The organism is uncultured Dokdonia sp. (genome assembly GCF_937910895.1).
Lineage (GTDB): Bacteria > Bacteroidota > Bacteroidia > Flavobacteriales > Flavobacteriaceae > Dokdonia.
Genome location: NZ_CALEMI010000161.1, coordinates 45414 through 66158, shown reverse-complemented (window position 1 = coordinate 66158; position 20745 = coordinate 45414). Strand labels below are relative to the sequence as shown.

The 20745-nt window shown below is 35.6% G+C and carries 14 protein-coding genes; 7 read left to right on the top strand and 7 right to left on the bottom strand.

Going from position 1 to position 20745, the window contains the following annotated elements; translation table 11 throughout:
• Positions 1-47: 47 nt before the first annotated feature.
• The 3 genes from Q0505_RS20290 (at position 48) to Q0505_RS20280 (ending at position 9653) form a co-directional block, all read left to right on the top strand.
• On the top strand, positions 48-2495 hold the full coding sequence (locus tag Q0505_RS20290) for a TonB-dependent receptor plug domain-containing protein (protein WP_299217161.1): 2448 nt from the start codon (positions 48-50) through the stop codon (positions 2493-2495).
• Between the two features lie 152 nt (positions 2496-2647).
• Positions 2648-5701: a carboxypeptidase-like regulatory domain-containing protein gene (locus tag Q0505_RS20285; RefSeq protein WP_299217158.1), complete on the top strand. Its 3054-nt coding sequence runs from the start codon at positions 2648-2650 to the stop codon at positions 5699-5701.
• A gap of 7 nt (positions 5702-5708) precedes the next feature.
• Complete coding sequence (locus Q0505_RS20280; RefSeq protein ID WP_299217155.1) at positions 5709-9653, top strand: carboxypeptidase-like regulatory domain-containing protein; 3945 nt, start codon at positions 5709-5711, stop codon at positions 9651-9653.
• Positions 9654-9709: 56 nt separating this feature from the next.
• On the opposite strand, the gene Q0505_RS20275 is transcribed toward Q0505_RS20280, so the two are convergent.
• The 3 genes from Q0505_RS20275 to Q0505_RS20265 all read right to left on the bottom strand — a co-directional run bounded on the left by Q0505_RS20275 (position 9710) and on the right by Q0505_RS20265 (position 12552).
• The gene (locus Q0505_RS20275; RefSeq protein ID WP_299217152.1) at positions 9710-10363 is read right to left on the bottom strand and encodes an HD domain-containing protein; all 654 of its coding nucleotides are present in this window, start codon (positions 10361-10363) and stop codon (positions 9710-9712) included.
• A 66-nt stretch (positions 10364-10429) separates the two neighbouring features.
• The gene (locus Q0505_RS20270) at positions 10430-12001 is read right to left on the bottom strand and encodes a S8/S53 family peptidase (RefSeq protein ID WP_299217149.1); all 1572 of its coding nucleotides are present in this window, start codon (positions 11999-12001) and stop codon (positions 10430-10432) included.
• A 140-nt stretch (positions 12002-12141) separates the two neighbouring features.
• A complete protein-coding gene (locus Q0505_RS20265) occupies positions 12142-12552 on the bottom strand; it encodes a BrxA/BrxB family bacilliredoxin (protein ID WP_299217146.1) in 411 nt (136 codons plus the stop codon).
• Between the two features lie 272 nt (positions 12553-12824).
• On the opposite strand from Q0505_RS20265, the gene Q0505_RS20260 reads away from it, so the two are divergent.
• The 4 genes from Q0505_RS20260 to Q0505_RS20245 all read left to right on the top strand — a co-directional run bounded on the left by Q0505_RS20260 (position 12825) and on the right by Q0505_RS20245 (position 15087).
• Positions 12825-13025: a hypothetical protein gene (locus Q0505_RS20260; protein ID WP_299217144.1), complete on the top strand. Its 201-nt coding sequence runs from the start codon at positions 12825-12827 to the stop codon at positions 13023-13025.
• 207 nt (positions 13026-13232) lie between these two features.
• A complete protein-coding gene (locus Q0505_RS20255) occupies positions 13233-13985 on the top strand; it encodes a TerB family tellurite resistance protein (RefSeq protein WP_299217141.1) in 753 nt (250 codons plus the stop codon).
• Positions 13986-14187: 202 nt separating this feature from the next.
• Complete coding sequence (locus Q0505_RS20250; protein ID WP_299217138.1) at positions 14188-14715, top strand: hypothetical protein; 528 nt, start codon at positions 14188-14190, stop codon at positions 14713-14715.
• A 189-nt stretch (positions 14716-14904) separates the two neighbouring features.
• Positions 14905-15087 (top strand): hypothetical protein, encoded by a 183-nt coding sequence (locus Q0505_RS20245; RefSeq protein ID WP_299217135.1) that lies wholly within the window; start codon positions 14905-14907, stop codon positions 15085-15087.
• A gap of 247 nt (positions 15088-15334) precedes the next feature.
• On the opposite strand, the gene Q0505_RS20240 is transcribed toward Q0505_RS20245, so the two are convergent.
• The 4 genes from Q0505_RS20240 to Q0505_RS20225 form a co-directional block, all read right to left on the bottom strand.
• The gene (locus tag Q0505_RS20240; protein ID WP_299217132.1) at positions 15335-16483 is read right to left on the bottom strand and encodes a lycopene cyclase family protein; all 1149 of its coding nucleotides are present in this window, start codon (positions 16481-16483) and stop codon (positions 15335-15337) included.
• A gap of 164 nt (positions 16484-16647) precedes the next feature.
• Positions 16648-17550 (bottom strand): histone deacetylase, encoded by a 903-nt coding sequence (locus Q0505_RS20235; RefSeq protein WP_299217128.1) that lies wholly within the window; start codon positions 17548-17550, stop codon positions 16648-16650.
• 3 nt (positions 17551-17553) lie between these two features.
• A complete protein-coding gene (locus tag Q0505_RS20230) occupies positions 17554-19029 on the bottom strand; it encodes a hypothetical protein (protein ID WP_299217126.1) in 1476 nt (491 codons plus the stop codon).
• A gap of 272 nt (positions 19030-19301) precedes the next feature.
• Complete coding sequence (locus Q0505_RS20225) at positions 19302-20717, bottom strand: hypothetical protein (protein WP_299217123.1); 1416 nt, start codon at positions 20715-20717, stop codon at positions 19302-19304.
• Positions 20718-20745: the final 28 nt, after the last annotated feature.

Genomic DNA, 20745 nt, shown 5'->3' with positions numbered 1-20745 from the left:
GCAGTGTTCATGTACTTTTAACATGTGTAATGAAGATTTTTAAATCAATGAAAAAGAAATATACTGTCTTAGTTGTCGGGCTTATCGTTATGTTTTTTCTACAAACACTAACGGCACAAACAGTCTTTAGAGGTAAGATTTTAGATGAGACGACTCAGTCTCCTATTACAGAAGCAAAAATAGGAATCTCTGATCAGGGTGTGGGTGTTGTAACAAACGAAAATGGTCTGTTTAATTATCGCAAATATCATCAAACGATTGGAAACGCGTCTCGGCTTAGAATTAGTGCTCCTGGATACAAAATGATAGAACTAAGAGGTGATAATATAAGAGGTCTCTTTAATAAATCGAGTAAAATATATCTTACAAAATCGGATGATATTCCCACGACTCCCTCATTTATAGAACAAAAAAATGTAACTATTTTTTGGGATGCATCCCTCTCATCTGAACGCAGAGATTTTAAAAAAGAATGGGGTTTTATAGAAGCCTATTTTGAAGAATTAGGGGAGGTAAATGTGACGTTTGTTGTATTTAATGAAACGATCCTATCGACAAAAAGATATACGATTACTAAAGATATTTCTTTACTAAAAAAAGAAGTTGAGGGATTAGAATACCAGGGGACAACCTCTTATGATATTCTTACGACGGGTAATACAGATGCAGTGCTTTTATTTTCTGAAGGAGAAGCTGTTTTAGGACAATGGCAAGGTGATAGAGATATTCCGTTTTATGCCGTGAGTAGCTTGTCTAGAGCAAATCACGAGTATTTACGATCGCTAGCAATGTTTACCTCTGGAAGCTATATAAATCTATCTGAAGCATCTATTGCAGAGAGTATCAATCAAATTAAAAAAGGTATTCCTTTTAAGGATAAGACGATAGCCATATCATCGGCGTATAATGGTATTGTAAAAACATCTATAGGTCCTATTCAAGGCGCAAGTATTACAATAAAAGGAGATTTAGAAGAATTCTTGTCAAAGTCAGATGGAAGTTTTACAGTTCCAGCTGAAATAGGTGATGTATTACAAATACGCTATTTAGGAATGCATCCTAAAGAAATGCTGGTAGAAGATCTACCGTCACTAGTGGTAGAGATGAAACCTATAGATGAATTACTAAAGGAGGTCATCATTGAAGGGAAAAAAGCAAAAAGTAAAGAAACCTCTGATGCAGGATTCGGAGAGAAAAGTAAAGATCAAATAGGAGTTTCTGTAAACACGATTACAAGTAAAGATATACGTCCTAATGCACAGTATTTAGCAGATATTGTACGGGGTCGTTTTGCAGGAGTTCAAGTATCAGGATTTGGTACTGAGGCAGTATTTACCATTAGAGGAGGTAATAGTTCACAACCTGCTATTTGGGTGGTAGACGGCTCCATTTATGAGCAACCGCCAAGTTTTATAGATCCTCAAAATGTAGCGAGTATTTCTATCTTAAAATCGATACAAGCGTCGGCTCGTTATGGATCTATTGCATCGGGTGGTGCTTTTATTGTAAAAACAAATGCATTTATACGTCTTGGATCTGATGGTGAGATAGTAGATACAGCATTGATTACAGGAAATGAATATACAGAGCAAGTCGCTCAACTTAATCTAGAGGCTTTAAAACCTAATTATGTAAAACAGATCCAAGCCATAGATGGTGTTGAAGCTCAGTTTGCTATGTATCAAAATTTAGCGAAAGCAAATACAACAAATGCTGAATTTTTTATAGACATGGCATTGTATTTTCAGCCTTTAGATAAAGAAAAAGCAAAAACAATAAGATCAAGACTTGTAGAAGTTGCTCAAAAAAATTCAAAAGTACTTCGTGTAGCGGCATACTTATATGAAAGTGCGGGTGAATATGACAATGCTTTAAAGTTGTATGAGCGTATTACAAGTATTGCTCCTAGCGAAGCGCAGTCTTACAGAGATCTTGCTAAAGCTTATGAAGAAGCAGGATTTTATGACAAGTCCTTAGAGTTATATATCAATATGCTTGGAGAGCAAATACTAGGAGTAGATTTTTCTGGATTAGACAAACCCTTAGGGCATGAGTTACTGCATTTGGTTTCTTTACATAAAAACAAAATAAACACAGAAAGACTTCCAGAAGATTGGATACTTCCTAATTATCGTTTGGATTTACGTATGGTATTAGAATGGTCTGATCGTGAAGCTCCTTTTGAATTTCAATTTGTAAATCCTGAAGATAAATTTTTTAAATGGAATCATACATTGTTTGACAACAAAGAACGTCTAGAAGCCGAAGTAAAATCTGGTTTTCAGACAGAAGAGTTTGTCATTGATGAAGCCCCACATGGACTGTGGAGAGTCAATATTGAGTATCTAGGGGAAGAAACTTTCACCACCATTCCGCCCTATCTTAAGTATACTATTTATAGAGACTATGGTACGCCAAGTGAACGTAAAGATGTAAAAGTCATCAAACTCACTTCAGAAATTGGGAAGGCACAGCTTGACGAATTTTTATTATAACGAGATCATTTTATAGGTGTTTAAAGTTCGTACGTACAAGAATATATTCTAAGTAAGTATTTATCGGTATATACTAGATTTAATATTTTATGATTTATCTTAGTAAGTGATCAGCAATATAGTCATCTGATATATAGCAATAACCGTCGCTTATGAAAAAAAATACAATCTTTTTATTATGCTTTTTTGTAGCCCTTTTTTATATAGCAGATGTACAAGCACAATATTTATCTAAAGGTTCTTACACCACCTTAAAGGCAACGATTCTTGATCAAAATACCCAAACACCCATTCCTTTTGTAAATGTAGGTTTTATAGGAAAAGGCATAGGATCTGTTACCGATGCACAAGGATATTTTGAACTCACATATCTTACAGATAAAATGGAAGGATCTGATGTTATTCAATTTTCAATGATTGGTTTCAAGACAAAACAAATACCTATAAGATTCATCTCTTCGCTACTTTCTAAAAAAAATACGATTACCCTTATCCCAGAGCGTTATAGTTTGGAAGAAGTCGTATTAGGAAATACAAAGCTTCAAAATACAACCATAGGAAATCTAAAGATAGATTCAGAGAAATTTGGCTATTGGAAAAATGAATTAGGTCTTGGAGGGGAAATAGCCACTAAAATTAAAGTCAAAAAAGAAGGAACACAACTTAAAAGTTTACATTTTACAGTACTAGAAAATTTGTCTGATAGCATACGCGTACGTGTCAATGTATATGATATCGATCCTATTTCTAGATTGCCTCAACATAATATTCTAAACACAGCTATTTACCATACCATCTCCAGAAGAAATGGAGTAGAACGTATCCCGTTATCCAAGTATAAAATCTTTACAGATACCGATGTTATTGTCAGCATCGAGTTAATAGAAATTTATGGAAAACGTTTAGGATTTGCCATTGCAGGAAGTAGCAATAAAAACATGTCTTTTACACGCTCTATTAGTCAGGATTCTTGGGAGGTTCATAAGAAAGAAGCAATGGGTTTTACGATGGATGTATCCTATCCTTTAAAAAAGGGAACAAAAGAAACAATAAACAGACCATTGCCCGAAGCGATCACTATTTTTTGGGACGCTTCCGCGAAAGCGAACGATCGAAATTTAGATACAGAATTAGAACTATTAGAACGATACATTACATCTTTAAAAAATGTAGACGTTACGATTCATAAATTTGCTTTTGGATATAAAGAAACCAAAGATTTTACTGTAAAAAGAGGAACCTCTGAAGCCATTATCAATTTTTTACAAAATACAAGCTATGAAGGGACATCAGATTATAGGGCATTGACAGAAGTAAATTCCGAAAAGCGACAGTATACTCTTATTTTTACTGATGGAAATACGCTGTTTTCTGATTTACAACCTACATTTAATAACACCACATTTACCGTAAGCACCTCTAAAAAAGCAAACAAGGAAGTTCTTGAAGAAGCCGTATTATATACAGACGGTTTATACATAGATTTGAATAGACATACACCTAAAGAAGCTTTAGAGTATCTACTTAAAGATCTTTCTATAGATCATAGAAGCACCCCTATAAATAGTTTTAAAATAATAGGGAATATTACCTCTGAGATTGGATCTCTTGATGGAGCTAGAATAGCAGTTCATGGAACTTTTAGCGAAGTAGTTTCAGATGCTTCGGGTACTTTTGAAATAGAAGTACAAAAAGGAGATCAATTGGAAATTAGATTTCCAGGGATGAAAACCCAAAAAGTAGTAGTGAAAGGGACTGAAAAAATGAACATTGTGTTAGAAACAGATGGAGAATGGCTAAACGAAGTAGTATTAGAAGGAAAAAAGAAAGAAGAAGAAAAACGTATAGCAACTGCTTTAGTGAAAAAAAATAAAGATGCTGTAGGCTTTAAAACAAATATCATTGGAGAAGAAGATATAAGTCCTGCATTTTTGACACTCGGAGACGTTTTAAAAAGGTTTTCAAGCATTAGAGTAGAGCAAGATCCATTAACAAGAGAAGAAGTTTATGTAAACCCAAGAGCGATTAGTATCTCGCAACAAGTGTTACCAATTGTTGTTTTAAACGGAATTGTTTACCAACAATCAGGCGGCGCTGTGCCTCCCATAAACCCTCAAGATATTCTTTCTGTTCAAGTAATCACATCACTTCATGCCAATGCATTATATGGAACATTAGGTAGAGGAGGCGCTATTCTTGTGGAGACAAAATCTGGAAATCCAGACTATTACGCACAAAAAAATAAAAGAGAGGAAATCCCATCTGCTTTGGTAGAAGGAAATGACTATGTAGCAGAAGGCGTAGTTGTTTTAAATAATACCTTAAACAAACCTGCCTATTTGATTCAATTAGAAAGTGCAATTACCCTTGAAGAAGCTAGAAAGATATATGAAAACTATAAAAGTACACGCCTAGAAGACCCTGCTGTATTTTATATAGATGTTGCTACCTATTTTCAAAAATGGGATAAAAAAATAGCATTACGGATTCTTTCTAATCTCCCAGAGGTACTATCAGGAAATATAGAAGCCTTAAAGTTGATGGCATACTATCTAGAATCTTTTAATGAAGACCAACTTGCTAATACTTTATACAACAAAATATTAGAGCTCGCTCCAGATCGGATACAGTCGTATAGAGATCTTGCCATTTCTCATCAACAAGTAGGGAAGTATCAAGAAGCCTTTGAGTTATATAAACAAATACTAGCCAATGAAACCGTAGCGCTTGATTTTTTACCTCTCAAAAAAACGGCAGAATATGAGATGATGCGACTCCTAACCTTCCATAAATCAAAAGTAAGTTTTAAAGATGTTTCTAATGAATTACTAACTGTAGGATTTAAAAAAGATCGCCGTCTTGTTTTTGAATGGACCAATGCTCAAGCAGATTTTGAGATTCAATTTGTAAACCCAACTGGAAAATATTTTACCTGGGAGCACTCTGTTTTTGTAAATCAAGAACGTTTAAAAGAGGAAGTCTCAAAAGGCTATAGCATCGAAGAGTTTGCACTTGATGATGCTCCTCCCGGAGAATGGATTATCAATGTACGATATCTAGGAGATGGTAAGATACAACCCCCGTCATATCTCAAATACACCTTATACCTTAACTATGCTACACCTCAAGAAACCAAAGAGGTAAAACTCATTAAGCTTTTCCAGCAAAAAGACAAAACAACCATAGGGACATTAACACTCAGATAGCTATACTATGAAGAAACAGTACACCATATATACGATACTTTTCACTTTGTTACTAAGTCTAACAACCCAAGCACAAACCGTGTTTAGAGGAACGGTAATAGACGCTGTGACCAAGCAACCTATTGCACAAGCACGCGTAGGAATCAACAATCAAGGCGTAGGTGAAATCACCAATGCCAAAGGCTTTTTTAATTACAGAAAATACAACGAGATTTTAAATTCGGAAAGCGAACTTGTGGTAGGAGCGACTGGCTATGAAACGGTACGATTAGATGCCAAAAAAGTACGTACGCTTTTTAATCGGTCTAGTAAAATTGAGCTAGAGCCTTCTTCCAAAAACCAAGAAAGCAAGGATGTAAAAAATTTGACTGTTTTCTGGGATGTTTCAGAAGATATGCAAGGTAGAGATGTAGAAGCAGCTATTGCGTATGTACAAGATTACGTCTCTATGTATAAAGGTCTTATGGTGCGCCTCGTTATTTTTGACTATCAGATTCGTAGTGAAGAACGTATAGCGATACGGGATGGAGATATGTCACGCTTTCGCGAAAGCGTAAAAGGACTTATTTACAATGGTCCGTCTAATTATGATGTTTTAGATCTCACAGGCGCAGATGCTGTGATCCTAAGTTCTAACGGAAATCCTAATTATGGAACGTTTGATGTTTCTCAAGAGATTCCGGTATATGCTATTGCAAGTGAAGATGTAGCAGTTAACAAAGAGTATATGCAATCACTTGCTCAGTATACACAAGGAGCCTACACACCATTACAAACTTATAAAGGTATTTCTAATGAAATTCCTTCTCAAGGAACAGCCACGGTTGAAAAAACAAAAAGGAATCAAGAAGCTACGGTACAAGGCACTATCACAAGTCTTGGGAAGCCTTTACAAGAAGTGTCTATCATAAAAAAGGGAGATCTGACAGAATATCTTACCAAAGCAGATGGAAGTTTTGAATTGCCTGCAACAGAAGGCGATATTTTACAGCTTCGTTATTTAGGGATGTTTCCTAAAGATGTGCTAGTGTCTAACGAAAAAAGCATTGATATTGAATTATTACCAGAGAACAATGTATTGGATGAAGTCGTTATTGAGAAGAAAATTGAGAGAATCATTGTAGGAGATAAGGAAATAAGAGGAAGAAGACTATCACCAGATATTCCTGGTGGCGTTACGGGAGCCCTTGATCGGTATATAACGGCAGATGATATTACACCCAATGCTAAAACATTAGAATATGTTATTAGAGATAATTTTAAAAGAGTACGTATTTCATATACTTCTCAAGGAGTGCAATTATTTATAAAAGATGTATCTCCAGCTTTTTATATTAATGGTAGAAAAGTTTTTAATATTGACGAAGCGTTGGCTATTGTAGATACAGACATAGAGTCTATTGTTATAAAAGATTCTCCGACGACGACAAGTCGTTATGGTCCTATTATTCCTGGATTGGCAGTTATTGTAACGACAAAATCTGTTGATTTATCTAAGAAAAAAAGAGTTAATTCTGCTCTGGTAAAGGGCAATGAGTACACAGAAGAAGTAGAGTCAATATCAGATGGTATTGTCTCTAACACTCGTCAAATATCAGGCAACATCACAAGCCTTGGAAAACCTATTCAAGGAGCTACGGTTACAAAGCAGGGCACTTTTGAAGAAGCTACTTCAAAAGCAGATGGATCCTTTGTATTTGCTGCCAAAGAGGGAGATGAATTGGTCGTTTATTATTTGGGTATGTACCCTAAAGGGTTTATTGTAGATGACAAAACAGCCTATACGATTGATTTGATTCCTAAAAATGATGTATTAGACGAGGTAGTTCTTAAGGGTGAAACCAAAGAAGAAGAAAAAATACAAACGGCTTGGGGTAAAGAAAATAAAGATAAAATAGGCTATGATATAAAAGTCTTACGAAGAGAAGATATCTCTTTAGGAGCTCCAGATTTAGTAACAGTATTAAATGGAAAATTTGCTGGAATCAAAGCTTTTGAAAATCCTTTAGAAGGATTAGTAGTCATTAATGGTAGAGCAGAATCACAGCCAGATAGAGGAAATATGTTAATTGTTATAGATGGTCAAGCATATGAGCCAAACATTATAAAACCTTTTATCAGTCCAGATCGCGTAGAGAGTATTTCTATCATTAAAGGTTTAGCAGGATCTGTACGTTATGGGACTTTAGGAAAAAATGGCGTTGTCGAAATTACAACTAGTAATTCTGCAACAGGAAGGGCTCAAGACATCCCTTCTCCCTTAGTAGAGGGCAATGATTATGAAGAGGAAGTTAAGTCCTTGTCAGAGCCTGCGCTCAATAGTTCTTCTAAGATCTCTATCACGGGTAGTGTAAAAGATGCGAATGGTGCTTTAGCCGATGCAACCATCACGCGCAAGGGGAGTTTTGACGAGGTGTATACAGATGCCCAAGGGCGTTTTGAAATCCGTGCTTCTCTCGGGGATGTTGTCGTGGTGAGCAAAGTAGGGATGTTTGCCAAAGAAGTTTTGATTGAGTCTCAGGAGATGGGCACGATAACACTCATCCCAAAAAACGATCAACTAGATGAAGTGGTATTGTCTGGAGATAAGCGTGTAGATAATACGATAGAGAGCAGTGACGGACGTCGCGTAAATAAAGATCAACTAGGCTATGCAGTTAATGAACTTACAGAAAACGATTTTAGTGCAGGGGCGACCAACCTTCAACAACTAATCACAGGAAAAGTATCAGGTGTCTCTGTAGAAGGAGGATTATATAGCGGGAGTCAAGTGGTGTATAAGATTCGTGGCGGGAATCAATCAATTACCAATCAGATTCCTCCTATCTGGATTGTGAATGGTACGCCTTATCAAGATCCACCTAACTTTTTAGATGTGCAACAGATCGCGAGTATTTCGGTATTAAAATCATCGATGGCGACTTCTCGTTATGGTAGTCTAGCTGCAGGTGGTGCCTTTTTAATCAAGACCAAAGAGGTTAGTTTTCAAGACAAGGCAAAGAAGGCTGAGAAGTCTGCTTTGGTCAGTGGTAATGAATATACCGAGTCCTCTACCCGAACCTTAGATACGTCTAGCTTGCCAGAATACATTCTTCGATTACGAGCGATTCCGAATCTACAAGAGCAGTTTGAGTTGTATCAGCGTATGTCTAGAACCCAAGAATCTCCCTTAGAATTTTATGTAGATGTGGCAAATTATTTTGATGGTATCAACAAGAAGATGGCAGATAAGGTGAGAGCCGATCTTGCGTATATTTCAAGGAATAATACAAAAGCACTGCGTACGCTGTGTTACATCTATGAAGCGGCTGGTGATTATGAAAAAGCGGCTTTGGTGTATGAGCGTATTTTAAAGGTAGCCCCATCAGAAGCGCAGTCGTATAGAGATTTAGCATTGGTGTATCAAGAGATTGGCAAGTACAATGAGGCTTTGGAGTTATACTACAATATGCTCGGAGAGCAGATCAAGGGAGTTAACTTTAAGGGATTAGAAAAGTCATTAAAAAGTGAGCTGAGCCATTTGTTAGCCTTACATAAGGATCAGGTGGATTATGAGCGTTTTCCTAATGAGTGGTTACGTACCGATTTTGATATAGATATCCGTATGGTGATTGATTGGTCAGATCGTACGGTGCCTTTTGAGTTTCAGTTTGTGAACCCTGAGAAGAAGTTTTTTAAGTGGACACATACGTTACAGGAGAGTAGAGAACGTCTGGAAGAAGAGCAGGCACAGGGATATCAATCGGAAGCGTTTATTATAGATGACGCACCTCCTGGAGAGTGGCTGATTAACATCCAATATTTAGGAGACGAAGGTGATTATGTATTGCCTCCCTTCTTAAAATATACAGTATACAAAAATTACGGTACCCCACAGGAGACCAAAGAAATCAAGGTAGTGAAACTCTTTAAACAATCTGATAAAGTAACGCTAGGGAAAGTGGTTTTATGATTTTTTACGCTTTCGCGAAAGCGTAAACAGAACCTATCAAATTTTGGAATGTATACTTATAACTTCCCTTCCCACTCCGCATAAAACTGTTGTAGAAACGCCTCCATATATTGGTGGCGTTTTTCTGCTATAGCACATCCTGTCTTTGTGTTCATTTTATCTTTAAGAAGTAATAATTTCTCATAAAAATGATTAATGGTAGGCGCTGTTGATGCTTTGTATTGCTCAGGAGTCATCTCAAGATCAGGCGCAATAGACGGATCATACATCTTTCTATTTTTAAACCCACCATAATTAAATGTTCTGGCAATTCCGATAGCTCCTAGTGCATCTAATCGATCTGCATCTTGTACCACATCTAGTTCTGGAGAGGTAAATGTTTGCTGTGTATTTCCTCCTTTAAAAGAGATATTTTTTATAATCTGTACGACATGTTCTATTACGGCACTATCGGTGTTTTGGCTTAGTAAAAACTCACTTGCCATTTTCGGAGCGATGGTTTCGTCTCCATCAAAGAACTTTGAATCTGCAATATCATGTAATAAAGCACCTAGAGCAACAATAAGGGAGTTTACATTTTCGCTCTGAGCGATATGAATCGCATTTTTATACACCCGTTCTATATGAAACCAATCGTGACCTCCTTCGGCAGTGGCAAGTGTTCTCTTTACAAAAGAAATGGTAGTATCTATAAGTTGTTGATCTGTCATGTTTGCTACTAAGCGTATTTTTTTTGCGAAAGCATAAAAATATAGAAACCTTTTGTAAAAGGAAACTTAGTTAATAATGACTTTTTTTATATGACGATCATTTCCTGATACGACCTCCAAAAAATAAATACCAGTAGCATAGGATTGTACATCAATGATACTATTTTTTTCTTGTGTGTTTTTTGAAAGTAATTGTTCTCCTAACGTATTATAAAGACGAATGATTACTTGAGAAGAACTGATATTTTGAAGGCTTATGTTTAAGTAATCGCTAGAAGGGTTAGGACTTATAAATGACAGTAATGTGTTTGGGTCTTCAACACTAAGTATTTCTTGTATAGCATTAATTGCATTTTCCATATTAGGCAGAGGTCCTATATGCACGCCTTCTCCTTGAGGGATTCCCGTTTCTACTAATAAATCCCTTAATTGAACACTAGAAAGGAATTCAGCAGTAAGATCATGATAATACCCTTGTAAAACAGCTACACAACCAGAGACAATAGCTGTGGCAGAACTGGTTCCTGCAAATCCATATCTATAGGTTTGATTTATATCATTCCCTATTTCAATATCACCTATTCCAGTTGTAAAGACCTCAAAGCCCCAACCTTGCACATCTACTCTACTTCCAAAATTACTAAAAGATAATGCCTCATGATTAGTATCTGGAGTACCAGCTCCTATTATAATAGCGCCACTATCTCCACGATCTATATATTCCTGATAAAATGGATCGTCAAGATTCAGGGATCCATTTCCTGCCGCTGCTACAATAATAATTCCAGCATCGGTTGCTGCTTTGGTTAGATCCCACACGACTTGTTCATATTCTCCAGGTTCAAAATCAATTGTTTGGATTTCAAAAACAATAATGTCTCCTATAGTGGCATCTTCTATAGCACTTGAAATGGCGCGTACTCTATCTATATTTTCTTCTTGCGTCCATTCAGGATATAATATAAATTCTTCTGCACCATACCCAAGTCCACTTGCGCCATAAAATCCTCTATCAGATATTATAATCCCAGCCACAGATGTTCCGTGGTTTTGAAAAAGCTCAGGGACATCTGGATGAACGGTAAATCCCTCTTCAATCGTTACATTTTGATCATTCAAATCTTCATGATTCATATTGAGTCCGTACTCAATATCTTTAATATGAATACCTGACCCAATAATTCCGAGACTCCAAGCATACCTCATATCTACACCAGGATCGCTTTCTATATATCCTTGTTCTAACTCAAAATTTGGTGTTACTGGAGGAATATCACTAGGAGGAAGCATAGGTGTAGAAATGCTCTTATAACAATAGACTACATAAGGAAGCGCTTTCAAACCTTTAACCAATGCATCTATATCCTGATTTGGATTTACAGATTCAATTTTAAAAATATTCTTTAGAGAGTGTCCATTTTTTGATAAATCTTCTATTTTTTCATTGGACAAAGCAAGCCCTTTTTTTATAGTAAAGCTATATTGAGATTGCAATGCGTCAAAACCTGAGATATCAGAAAAATTTTCTGTGTTTTGAAGATTAATATTTGGATCAAACTTGATGTAGATATAATCTTGATTTTGGCTATAAATAGTACTACATACGAAGTAAAAAACAGCGACTACTAATGAACGCATATTTATATAGATTTAGAGTAAAGAGGAATAAGATACAAATTATATCTTATTAAAGATTCTATGATGATTGCTACAGAAATGTAATTCCATAAAAAAACCGCTCTATAAAAGAGCGGTCTTTATCATTTCTCAAAGATTGACTAGCAATGCTCGTCAAAAGCTTCGATAAGATTTTCTGCGATCATCTCTGCAGGACGACCTTCAATGTGATGACGTTCTAGCATGTGTACAAGCTCTCCGTCTTTAAATAAAGCCATAGAAGGGCTAGAAGGAGGGAACGGAACCATAAAACTACGAGCAAGATCTGTTGCTTCACCATCTACACCTGCAAATACGGTATAGATATTATCTGGTTTTTTTCCGTTTTGTATAGCATGAACGGCTGCTGGACGTGCATTACGAGCAGCACAACCACAAACAGAATTTACAACCATAAGGGTTGTTCCTTCTTTTTTCATCGCTGCGTGTACGTCGTCTGTTGTATGTAATTCTGTGAAGCCATTTTTGGTAAGGTCTTCACGCATTGGTTTTACTAAATCTGCTGGATACATAATCAATTTATTTTGAGTACAAAGGTACAAAAAGTGTTCCTTACTATTTATAGTGTAATTATGTCAGGCAATTTGTATAGACTATGCAATGCTAGCAAATTCTCATTCTTATTTTTAACAAGTCTATCTTTCTTTTACAAAGAACCTTATCATAATAAGAAAATAAATTTAAAGTATTAATATATAGTTAATTAACTTTTGTTTAGTCTTGCTCATAATCAATATTTATTATTTTAAAGAAACTAAAAAATCTATTAATTATGAAAAATTTATTGAAAATTGGAAGAAGTTTAAGTACGACAGAGTTAAAAGAAATTACAGCAGGTCGCAATGTACTCACTCATGAAGGAGATTGCAGTCCATATTCATGCCCAAGTGGTTATGCTTGTAATGTTTATGGAGACGAATGCATTCCGAATGGTGGTGGCGGTGGCGGCGATATTTGCCCAGAGAATGTAGGGATGCAATGCTAAGAATAGAATATTTATTTTATTACGGGTGTACCTTTTTGAAGGTACACCCATTTTTTATCAAAAAAGCCACAGAATGATGTTGCTTCTTTTAAATCATCAAAATTTTTATAGCTGACAGTTATTTTTCGTAACAACCACAGGAATCTTACGTCATATATACTAGAACCCTTATTTTTGTGGTTCTTTATACATTAGGTAAAATTATACATGGTTAAATATATAGGCGCAGTTATTGGATTTTTCGTACGTGGCGTATTTGGTGCTTTAGCGGGCTATTTAATAGGAAGCCTCATTGATAAGTTACTATCACCAAATAAAGACGGTCAAGCAAGAAGAGGTTTTAAAGATATTTTTGAGCAAGCGACACAGCAAAACGTTTCCCCAGGAGATTTTGAATTAAACTTACTTTCACTCGCCTCTATTGTCATCAAGGCAGATGGTACCGTAAGCCAGACAGAACTAGACTATGCCCGTCAGTACTTTGTAAGAGCCTACGGAAAAGAACGTGCCAATGCCACCTTTAGAACCTTTAACGAAGTCATTAAAAATCGAGATGTATCTGCAGCGCGCATCTGTCAGTACCTAAATATGCGTACACGCTATGAAGTACGCTTACAGATTTTACACTTTTTATTTGGAATTGCACAAGCCGATGGGAATGTGAGCGAACCAGAAGTAAAGGTAATGTCTGAAATTGCAGGCTTTTTTAGAATCAACCATCAGGATTTTGAAAGTATCAAAGCCATGTTCTTTAAAAATGCCGATAGTGCTTACAAAATCTTAGAAATACAAAAAGACGCTACCAATGACGAGGTGAAAAAAGCCTTTCGTACCATGGCAAAAAAATACCATCCTGATAAGTTAATGGATATGGATGAAGCCTATCGTGAAGGTGCTGAAGAGAAATTTAGAAAAGTACAAGAAGCTTACGAAACGATCCAGAAGGAACGTGGGATGTAGAGCCCTCACAAGCCCTCACCCCTAAATCCCCTCTCCCAAAGAGAGAAGGGACTTTTCATTCCCACGAAGGTGGGAATCTCATTTTTTGTTTACGATAAAAAAATAGAGTAACACTCTATTTTATACAAGTTATTTCTAATACTGTCCGCTTTCGCGAAATTTTTCTTAGATTAATTCAAAATTTGAGATCACATAATCTATTTTGAAAAGAACTAAAATACATACAACCAAAAAATTAGAAAAGGTCGTTAAGAAACTCATTGTAAATGACCAAAATGCGGATTGCGGACTATTAGGAAAATGGAATGCCACCATTTTTTATGTAGATCGGAAAAAATGTTGGCTTTTCACAAATGGATTGACCGTATATAATGTCATCCTGACAAACATCAAAGCCTCAGATTTAGGTGCTATTGAAGAGATTTTTAAAAACACATTCTATACCCAACTTATTTACGATGGTATCGTCATTGAGTTTGAATATTTGGACGCAATCGTTGGCAAGCTTGATTTTATGAAAACTGATAATGATAGAAGGATGACAGGATTTCAGAATCAAAGGCTTTATGAACTTGACTTATGGAAGGATCAGTTCGGAAGCTTAGATACGATGCCTATAAAAGAACTCACAAGTCGAATGAATAGTGGTATCATTCACATTGGAAAAAGCCGAAGGATGGAGGATTATACAGATGCGATTGCAGAAATGAAAAAGCGGTTAGCAAAGTAAAAAACACAATAGATTTGTAGAGAAAATTTATATAAAGAGCCTCAATTCGTTTCCTAACCTAAAGCCTCACTTAAGGAAGAGGGCTTTTAAAAACGACTATCTTTACACCCATTAAAAATTAATTTGTTAAATTGATAATTCTCTTTGGTAAAATGTATATTTTTAGTTTTAATCATTAAAAATCATCAAATGAAAAAACAAAAACAAAATATGTTAGGTTTTAAAAAGTTTAAAGTAGCTTCTATAGGCAAAGAAAATAGCAAGATTATTATTGGAGGTAATGATGACTCAACAGTAATAACAGATTCTTCATTAGCGTGTAATCCTAACACTACTTCAAAAATATGTGAGCTACTTAACAAATTTAAGTAGGATCATTATTGTCCAATTTATAGTATTTTAGTTTTTGCACAAAAGAAATGCTGTAAATAAAAATGCACTTTTTATTGGACATCACACTATCAAATAATAATTAAATCTTATTAGTTGGATTTGAGCATTTTGTACAGTAATATTATACTTCCTATAATATGTTTAGAGATTATCAATCTGGCTACTATCAGTGTTTTTAGCGGTATTCTAAAGGAGTTGGAAATAATTTTAAAAAAAAAGGGGATATTCATAATCGGAACAACCGACTAAACACTGCCTTCACAAACTCCTTTTTAGGTAAGCTCCAGATAATCTGTAATTCTTCTTTAAATGTCGTTTCATCATCCAGAAACCTAAAAATCCGATCGGTTGAATTGTTTTTAAACATCTCTGCAAAAATAGGCCCTCCTAAATGATTTTTACGATACAACACATCTACAAGCAGTAAATCATACCACCAGAAACGTGTCCGCTTAGAGAACAAACGTAAATCTTTTTCTGTTTTTAAAAATTCAACAAGCGCGGCTGTCTTTTTTAACGTGTGTTTAAAGGTAAATCCTGTACTTGCTTTGGTCCACCCACCGGCGCTCCCGATGTGTAGAATATTTTTAGAAGCTTGCGTATCAAAACGATACGAAGACATAGGAATATTCCCTCGCTCTTTACGTTCAATGTGATATTGCAATATCCCTTTTTCTTTTAAGTATGTTTCAATAGCGGTTTCATATTCGGTGTCTTCGAGAAGGTCTTTAGAAAACAACGTGTACTCAAATAAGGCTTGCGTTGTTGAGGTGGGGAGCACATACATAAATCTACAATTTCCCTTTTGTGGCACGGTAAAATCCATAAAGGTGGCTGCATCAGGATCAAAAGTAGGAGTCTTTGTTTTGATAAACCACCCAATAAAATGCTGTTTAAGATATTGATGCTGTGTCTGGTTAGAAAGCACTTCTGAATTCAGAATACTATTAAATACTTTCCCGCCCGAAAGCCTTTTTTTATCTGTAATGATCACCACTTGGTCTGACTGATTTTCAACAGACAGGACGGTTTCCTGTAAAAAGGAAATATGTGGTTTTGTGGCTACGTACGCTTTCGCGAAAGCGTAAAAATCATCTCCTTCAATTTTTTTATACTGATAGGGTTTTATCGCAATATCATCTGAAAATACAGGACTTTTAAAACGTATGGTGGACCAGCGATGAGAAACAATCTCTTCAAAAATATCAGGTTGAGATTCCCAAAAACACCAGGTACGGTCGTTTTCTTTTTTTGCAGACTGATCTATAATAAGAATAGAAGTGGTATCAAAAAATGCATCTTGAGCCATCCGATAAGCTAAAGTCAGCCCAGAAAGACCACCACCAATAATGATATAATCATAGTGAGTTTGCACAGCACGAAGTTACGTATTTTCTCTTATCTCTGTATTGCTTTTCCTAAAGGGAGCAGGGACTTTTTTTGAATAATACAGAAACAATCTATAAGTCTCAAAGGTCATTATTGCTAAAATTTAGGAGCTGAGTCTTCTACTTTAGTAAGAGGGGTTAGGGTTGTGTTTTAAAAATAAATATCCTGCGCCTGTCTAAACGTGTTGGAGTGAGCGTCTATAATGATTTTGATGTCCGGAGAATAGCCACCCCCCATACTACACTGCACAGGGATTTGAAGATCATGACAGGTTTGTAACACATACCGATCTCTTTCCAGACAACCTTGAAGCGTGCACCCTAATTTTCCTAGTTTGTCACTCGCAAGAATATCAACACCACAGAGGTAAAAGATAAAATCAGGTTGCTCTTGTGAGATAAGTTGTGGAAGGGTGTCTTTTAAAATTTTGAGATAGGTTGCATCATCAGTATTGGTGTCTAAAGCAATATCAAGATCAGAGGTTTCTTTTTTAAACGGATAATTTGCTTGACCGTGCATAGAAAATGTAAACACGGTAGGATCATCCTGAAAAATTTCTGCGGTACCATTGCCTTGATGTACATCTAGATCGACAATGAGTATTTTTTTGGCAAGTCCTTGTGCTTGTAAATACCGAGCCCCAATCGCCTGATCATTGAGCATGCAAAAAGCTTCTCCGTGATCTGTGTAGGCATGGTGGGTGCCTCCCGCAATATTCATCGCGATGCCGTGCTCTAGTGCATATTCACATCCCAAGATGGTACCCTGCGCAATGATGAGTTCGCGTTGTACCAGCTCTTCAGAAAGAGGAAACCCTATCTTCCGAGCTTCTCGACGCTCAATGGTTAATGCTTTCAAGTTGGTAAGATAGTCTTGGGTATGACAACGCAAAACATGCACATCGTCTATGACTGTAGGTTCAAAAAAATTGTCTTGGGTGCAAGTCCCTTCATGTAGAAGTTGACGTGGCAGCAAATCATATTTTGCCATAGGAAATCGATGTCCGTCGGGTAAGTGATGTTTATAAATGGGGTGAAAGGCGATTTTGAGCATTTATTATCTTCCGCTGTAAAAAGAGATTTCCCCAGTCTTTATGTTTAAATATCCATATACGTACTCGTCTTTGACTTTAAAAAACGCATTTATCTTTTTAAAATCAGCCTTTTGAGAAATAGCCCCAAGACTAGCAAAAATGGAAGGTTCTAAAGGTTTTGAAATAAAATTAAAATCCTTATCAAAGTAGGCGTGAATTTCGTTTCGAGTTGCAAGGTCTGTATAAGACATGAGAGGAGGAAGAAGTATTCCAGCTCCATTGAACTCGACAGGTGACAAGAGACCTGACTCAGATGCTAGGGCTCTGGTAGCTCCAATAACTATTAAAAATGTATCATCAATTTCTTTAACAGAAATTCCTTTTGTTCCTCTTGTATTATTTTTCAGTGTTTTTTTAGTTTTTAGTAATGCATACTGATCTTCTTTCGTGAGCGTAGTATCTATCGTTGGATTCTCAAAAAACAAATCTTCTTTTTTGTTAAATGATATTTCTTTAATTTTCTTTCGCTCTCTCACATTCCATAAATCAATATATAATTCATTTGCATTAGTAGATAGCATATATATCGTATCTCCATCTAAAAATGAATTTGTTCTTGTGACTAATGAGGAATTACCTAATGCTCTTTTTGCAAAAGCTGTCACATCGCCTTCAAAAGTGTTGAGATCTACCGTAACGATGTATGTAAAAAGTGGATTTCCGTCTGTCGTAAGAGTAAGTACTGAATCATTAAGGTATATTTTTGAGAAATGACCACTAGCAGAAGAAGGGGTTGGAAATACATTTGTTATTTTAGGGATTGAGAAATGAAAATCATTTGTAAACAACATGTTGCTATACAAGTTAGATTCTCTTCTCTTTTCATCCCTAAAATAATCAGGGAGAACTACTTCTTTTCTAGACACATTATTTTCGGCATCTATTTGATATATCACTAGGGTAGATGATTTTAGTAGGATATTGATCAAATAAAAATTAGTAGTGTAGGTAAAAGCTTGGAGAAAGTATTCGTTGTTCCTTGAGAGGTTTCTTTCGTATGAATCATTTGAAGTACCACCACTAACCCTCAGACTTTGTATAAAGGTTTTTTTTGCAATAGGTATTTCAATGTATGTAGTGTTTGATGTATTGTTATCAAAATCAAAGGTTAATATATCTAACATTTTATCTTCCTCATGTAAAAAATAGAGTGTATACGTATTGTTTATATATGCTTTTTCTACCAGTTCCCTACCTGAATTAGCATTATAATCAATAGTTAGTTGATTTTTCACTTGATATGTTGCATCTACTTGAAGAGCAGTAATTGTATTGTTTTTTATAATTACAGAAGCAAATTCCTGTTCTTGATCATTTGGAATCGCAAAAAAGGCATCACTTTTTACAAAATCTTCATTTTCTGGCAATGTTAATGTAGGCTCTTGAGCTGCACTCAAAAAGGAACTAAGAATTAAAAACAGGAAGACAAATACTCTCATAGATTTTAGTTAAATAGGATTATGTGTTGTTAGTATCGTTTTAGATGGATATGTTACTAGAAAACAATATACTAAAATAAAGATAGTAAATCGAATCCACTCATAAATAGGATTTTAAAATAGCACGCATCCTTACCTATATACTTTATACGCTACTGTCTGCCGACAGGCAGGTTCACGAAATATTAACCTCGACTATCTCGCTATCAGAAACCGACGCTATCTGTTAATGAGTGTTTATTAATAGAATGGTAAGCGATTTTGAGCACGTTCTAAAATGTAAAGAAATTGAGGGTGTTTGTTTTCGCGTTAAGCGCGCCCCAAATATAAGAGTCTTTAAGTTTAAACACGGTTTGTATGACTTTTGGAGATGTTTCTTGTGTAAACTCACCGATCTCATCAAAAACATTGAGCGGTATTTCTGCATCAGGAACAAACTGTAAATCACGATCAAGTACCATTTGAAAACGAGCACTTTTAGTATACGTATATGCATTGTATTGATAATAAGTTGCATTTGCAATTCCAGTAATAACACCACTTACAAGAGCTCCTGCAAGTCCTCCTCCAACGACAAAAAAACCAGGACCTCCGTTACTTATTTCTTGGGTAGCCCCCAAAGTAATAATATAGTGATCATTTTCTTTAAAAACCGTAATAGCAGGATTGGATGTGGCTACTTTACGTAAAAACTTAGACGTTTTTTCGAGTTCGCGATAAGAATCTAATTGACCTCCTTCCTGTATAATAGGCGTGTTTTTAAAGGTAATAGGAGTTCCTTTTCGAGCCGAAAAGGAAGCTAGATTTTCCATTGAATCTAGGTTATAAATAGAAAAATCCATCTCATCAGAAGAGACTTTTAACGTAAAAAGCTTGTCTTCAAAAATAAAGGAGTTAGATCTAGCGCTGATAATATCCTTATCAAAAGAAGCTTTAGAAATGGTTTGAGTACTAGACGTGTTATTTTCTAAATCAAATTGTAAATAAAAGGTAGTATTCTTTGAAGAATCTATCGTAAGGGTCACAAGTGCTTCCTCTTGATAGAATTTAACGTTCGACTTTGAAGATTCTAAGGCAATAGGTGATTCACTATCTATAATAGCGACTTCTCTCGAAAAAGAACCCTGTAGCAAACGATCTAGATTAGGAATGGTACGTCTTCCTCCTCCAAAATCAACATCTTCAAAAGAGAATGTTTGTGTAGTTATGGTTCCTTCTGAGTCCATCACATATACTTCAAACGTAGATGTATCTCGTTGTACCGTAAATAAATAGTGTTTGCCATTGTAGGTTAACGATTCCAATATGCGATCTCCTTTTATATCGAGTTTGGCTTCTTGAAGATTAAATGATTTATATGTAAAATCTAATGTAACAATCGCCCATTTCTTTTTGTTTGTACTAGACAGAAATAATGTATAGGTACCATTCTCTTGGATGTATCCTCCTATATTTGGATATTTTTTTGCAAAATTAGGAAATGAAAATCCTTCTGCCGTTTCTTTCCCATTTTCATCAAACTGATAGACAGACAATTGCTTTGAGTCTTCTATAAAAATTAAAAAAGTATCATTTTCTGGAAATACAGCCGAAAAAAGCTGGGTTGGTTTTTTGCCGAGTGTGTTTACGTTATGATCAAAACTTAGAAAAGGCTCTTGAGCGATCACTAGTTGGGATAAAAAAAACAAAAAAAGAAAGATAAGACCTCTCATAAGT

Bases quoted from the DNA above. Each gene is read 5' to 3' on its own strand.
- Q0505_RS20280 (WP_299217155.1), top strand. From the start codon at position 5,709: ATGAAGAAACAGTACACCATATATACGATACTTTTCACTTTGTTACTA.
- Q0505_RS20235 (WP_299217128.1), bottom strand. From the start codon at position 17,550: ATGCTCAAAATCGCCTTTCACCCCATTTATAAACATCACTTACCCGAC.
- Q0505_RS20245 (WP_299217135.1), top strand. From the start codon at position 14,905: ATGAAAAAACAAAAACAAAATATGTTAGGTTTTAAAAAGTTTAAAGTA.
- Q0505_RS20290 (WP_299217161.1), top strand. From the start codon at position 48: ATGAAAAAGAAATATACTGTCTTAGTTGTCGGGCTTATCGTTATGTTT.
- Q0505_RS20255 (WP_299217141.1), top strand. From the start codon at position 13,233: ATGGTTAAATATATAGGCGCAGTTATTGGATTTTTCGTACGTGGCGTA.
- Q0505_RS20265 (WP_299217146.1), bottom strand. From the start codon at position 12,552: ATGTATCCAGCAGATTTAGTAAAACCAATGCGTGAAGACCTTACCAAA.
- Q0505_RS20275 (WP_299217152.1), bottom strand. From the start codon at position 10,363: ATGACAGATCAACAACTTATAGATACTACCATTTCTTTTGTAAAGAGA.
- Q0505_RS20230 (WP_299217126.1), bottom strand. From the start codon at position 19,029: ATGAGAGTATTTGTCTTCCTGTTTTTAATTCTTAGTTCCTTTTTGAGT.
- Q0505_RS20270 (WP_299217149.1), bottom strand. From the start codon at position 12,001: ATGCGTTCATTAGTAGTCGCTGTTTTTTACTTCGTATGTAGTACTATT.
- Q0505_RS20285 (WP_299217158.1), top strand. From the start codon at position 2,648: ATGAAAAAAAATACAATCTTTTTATTATGCTTTTTTGTAGCCCTTTTT.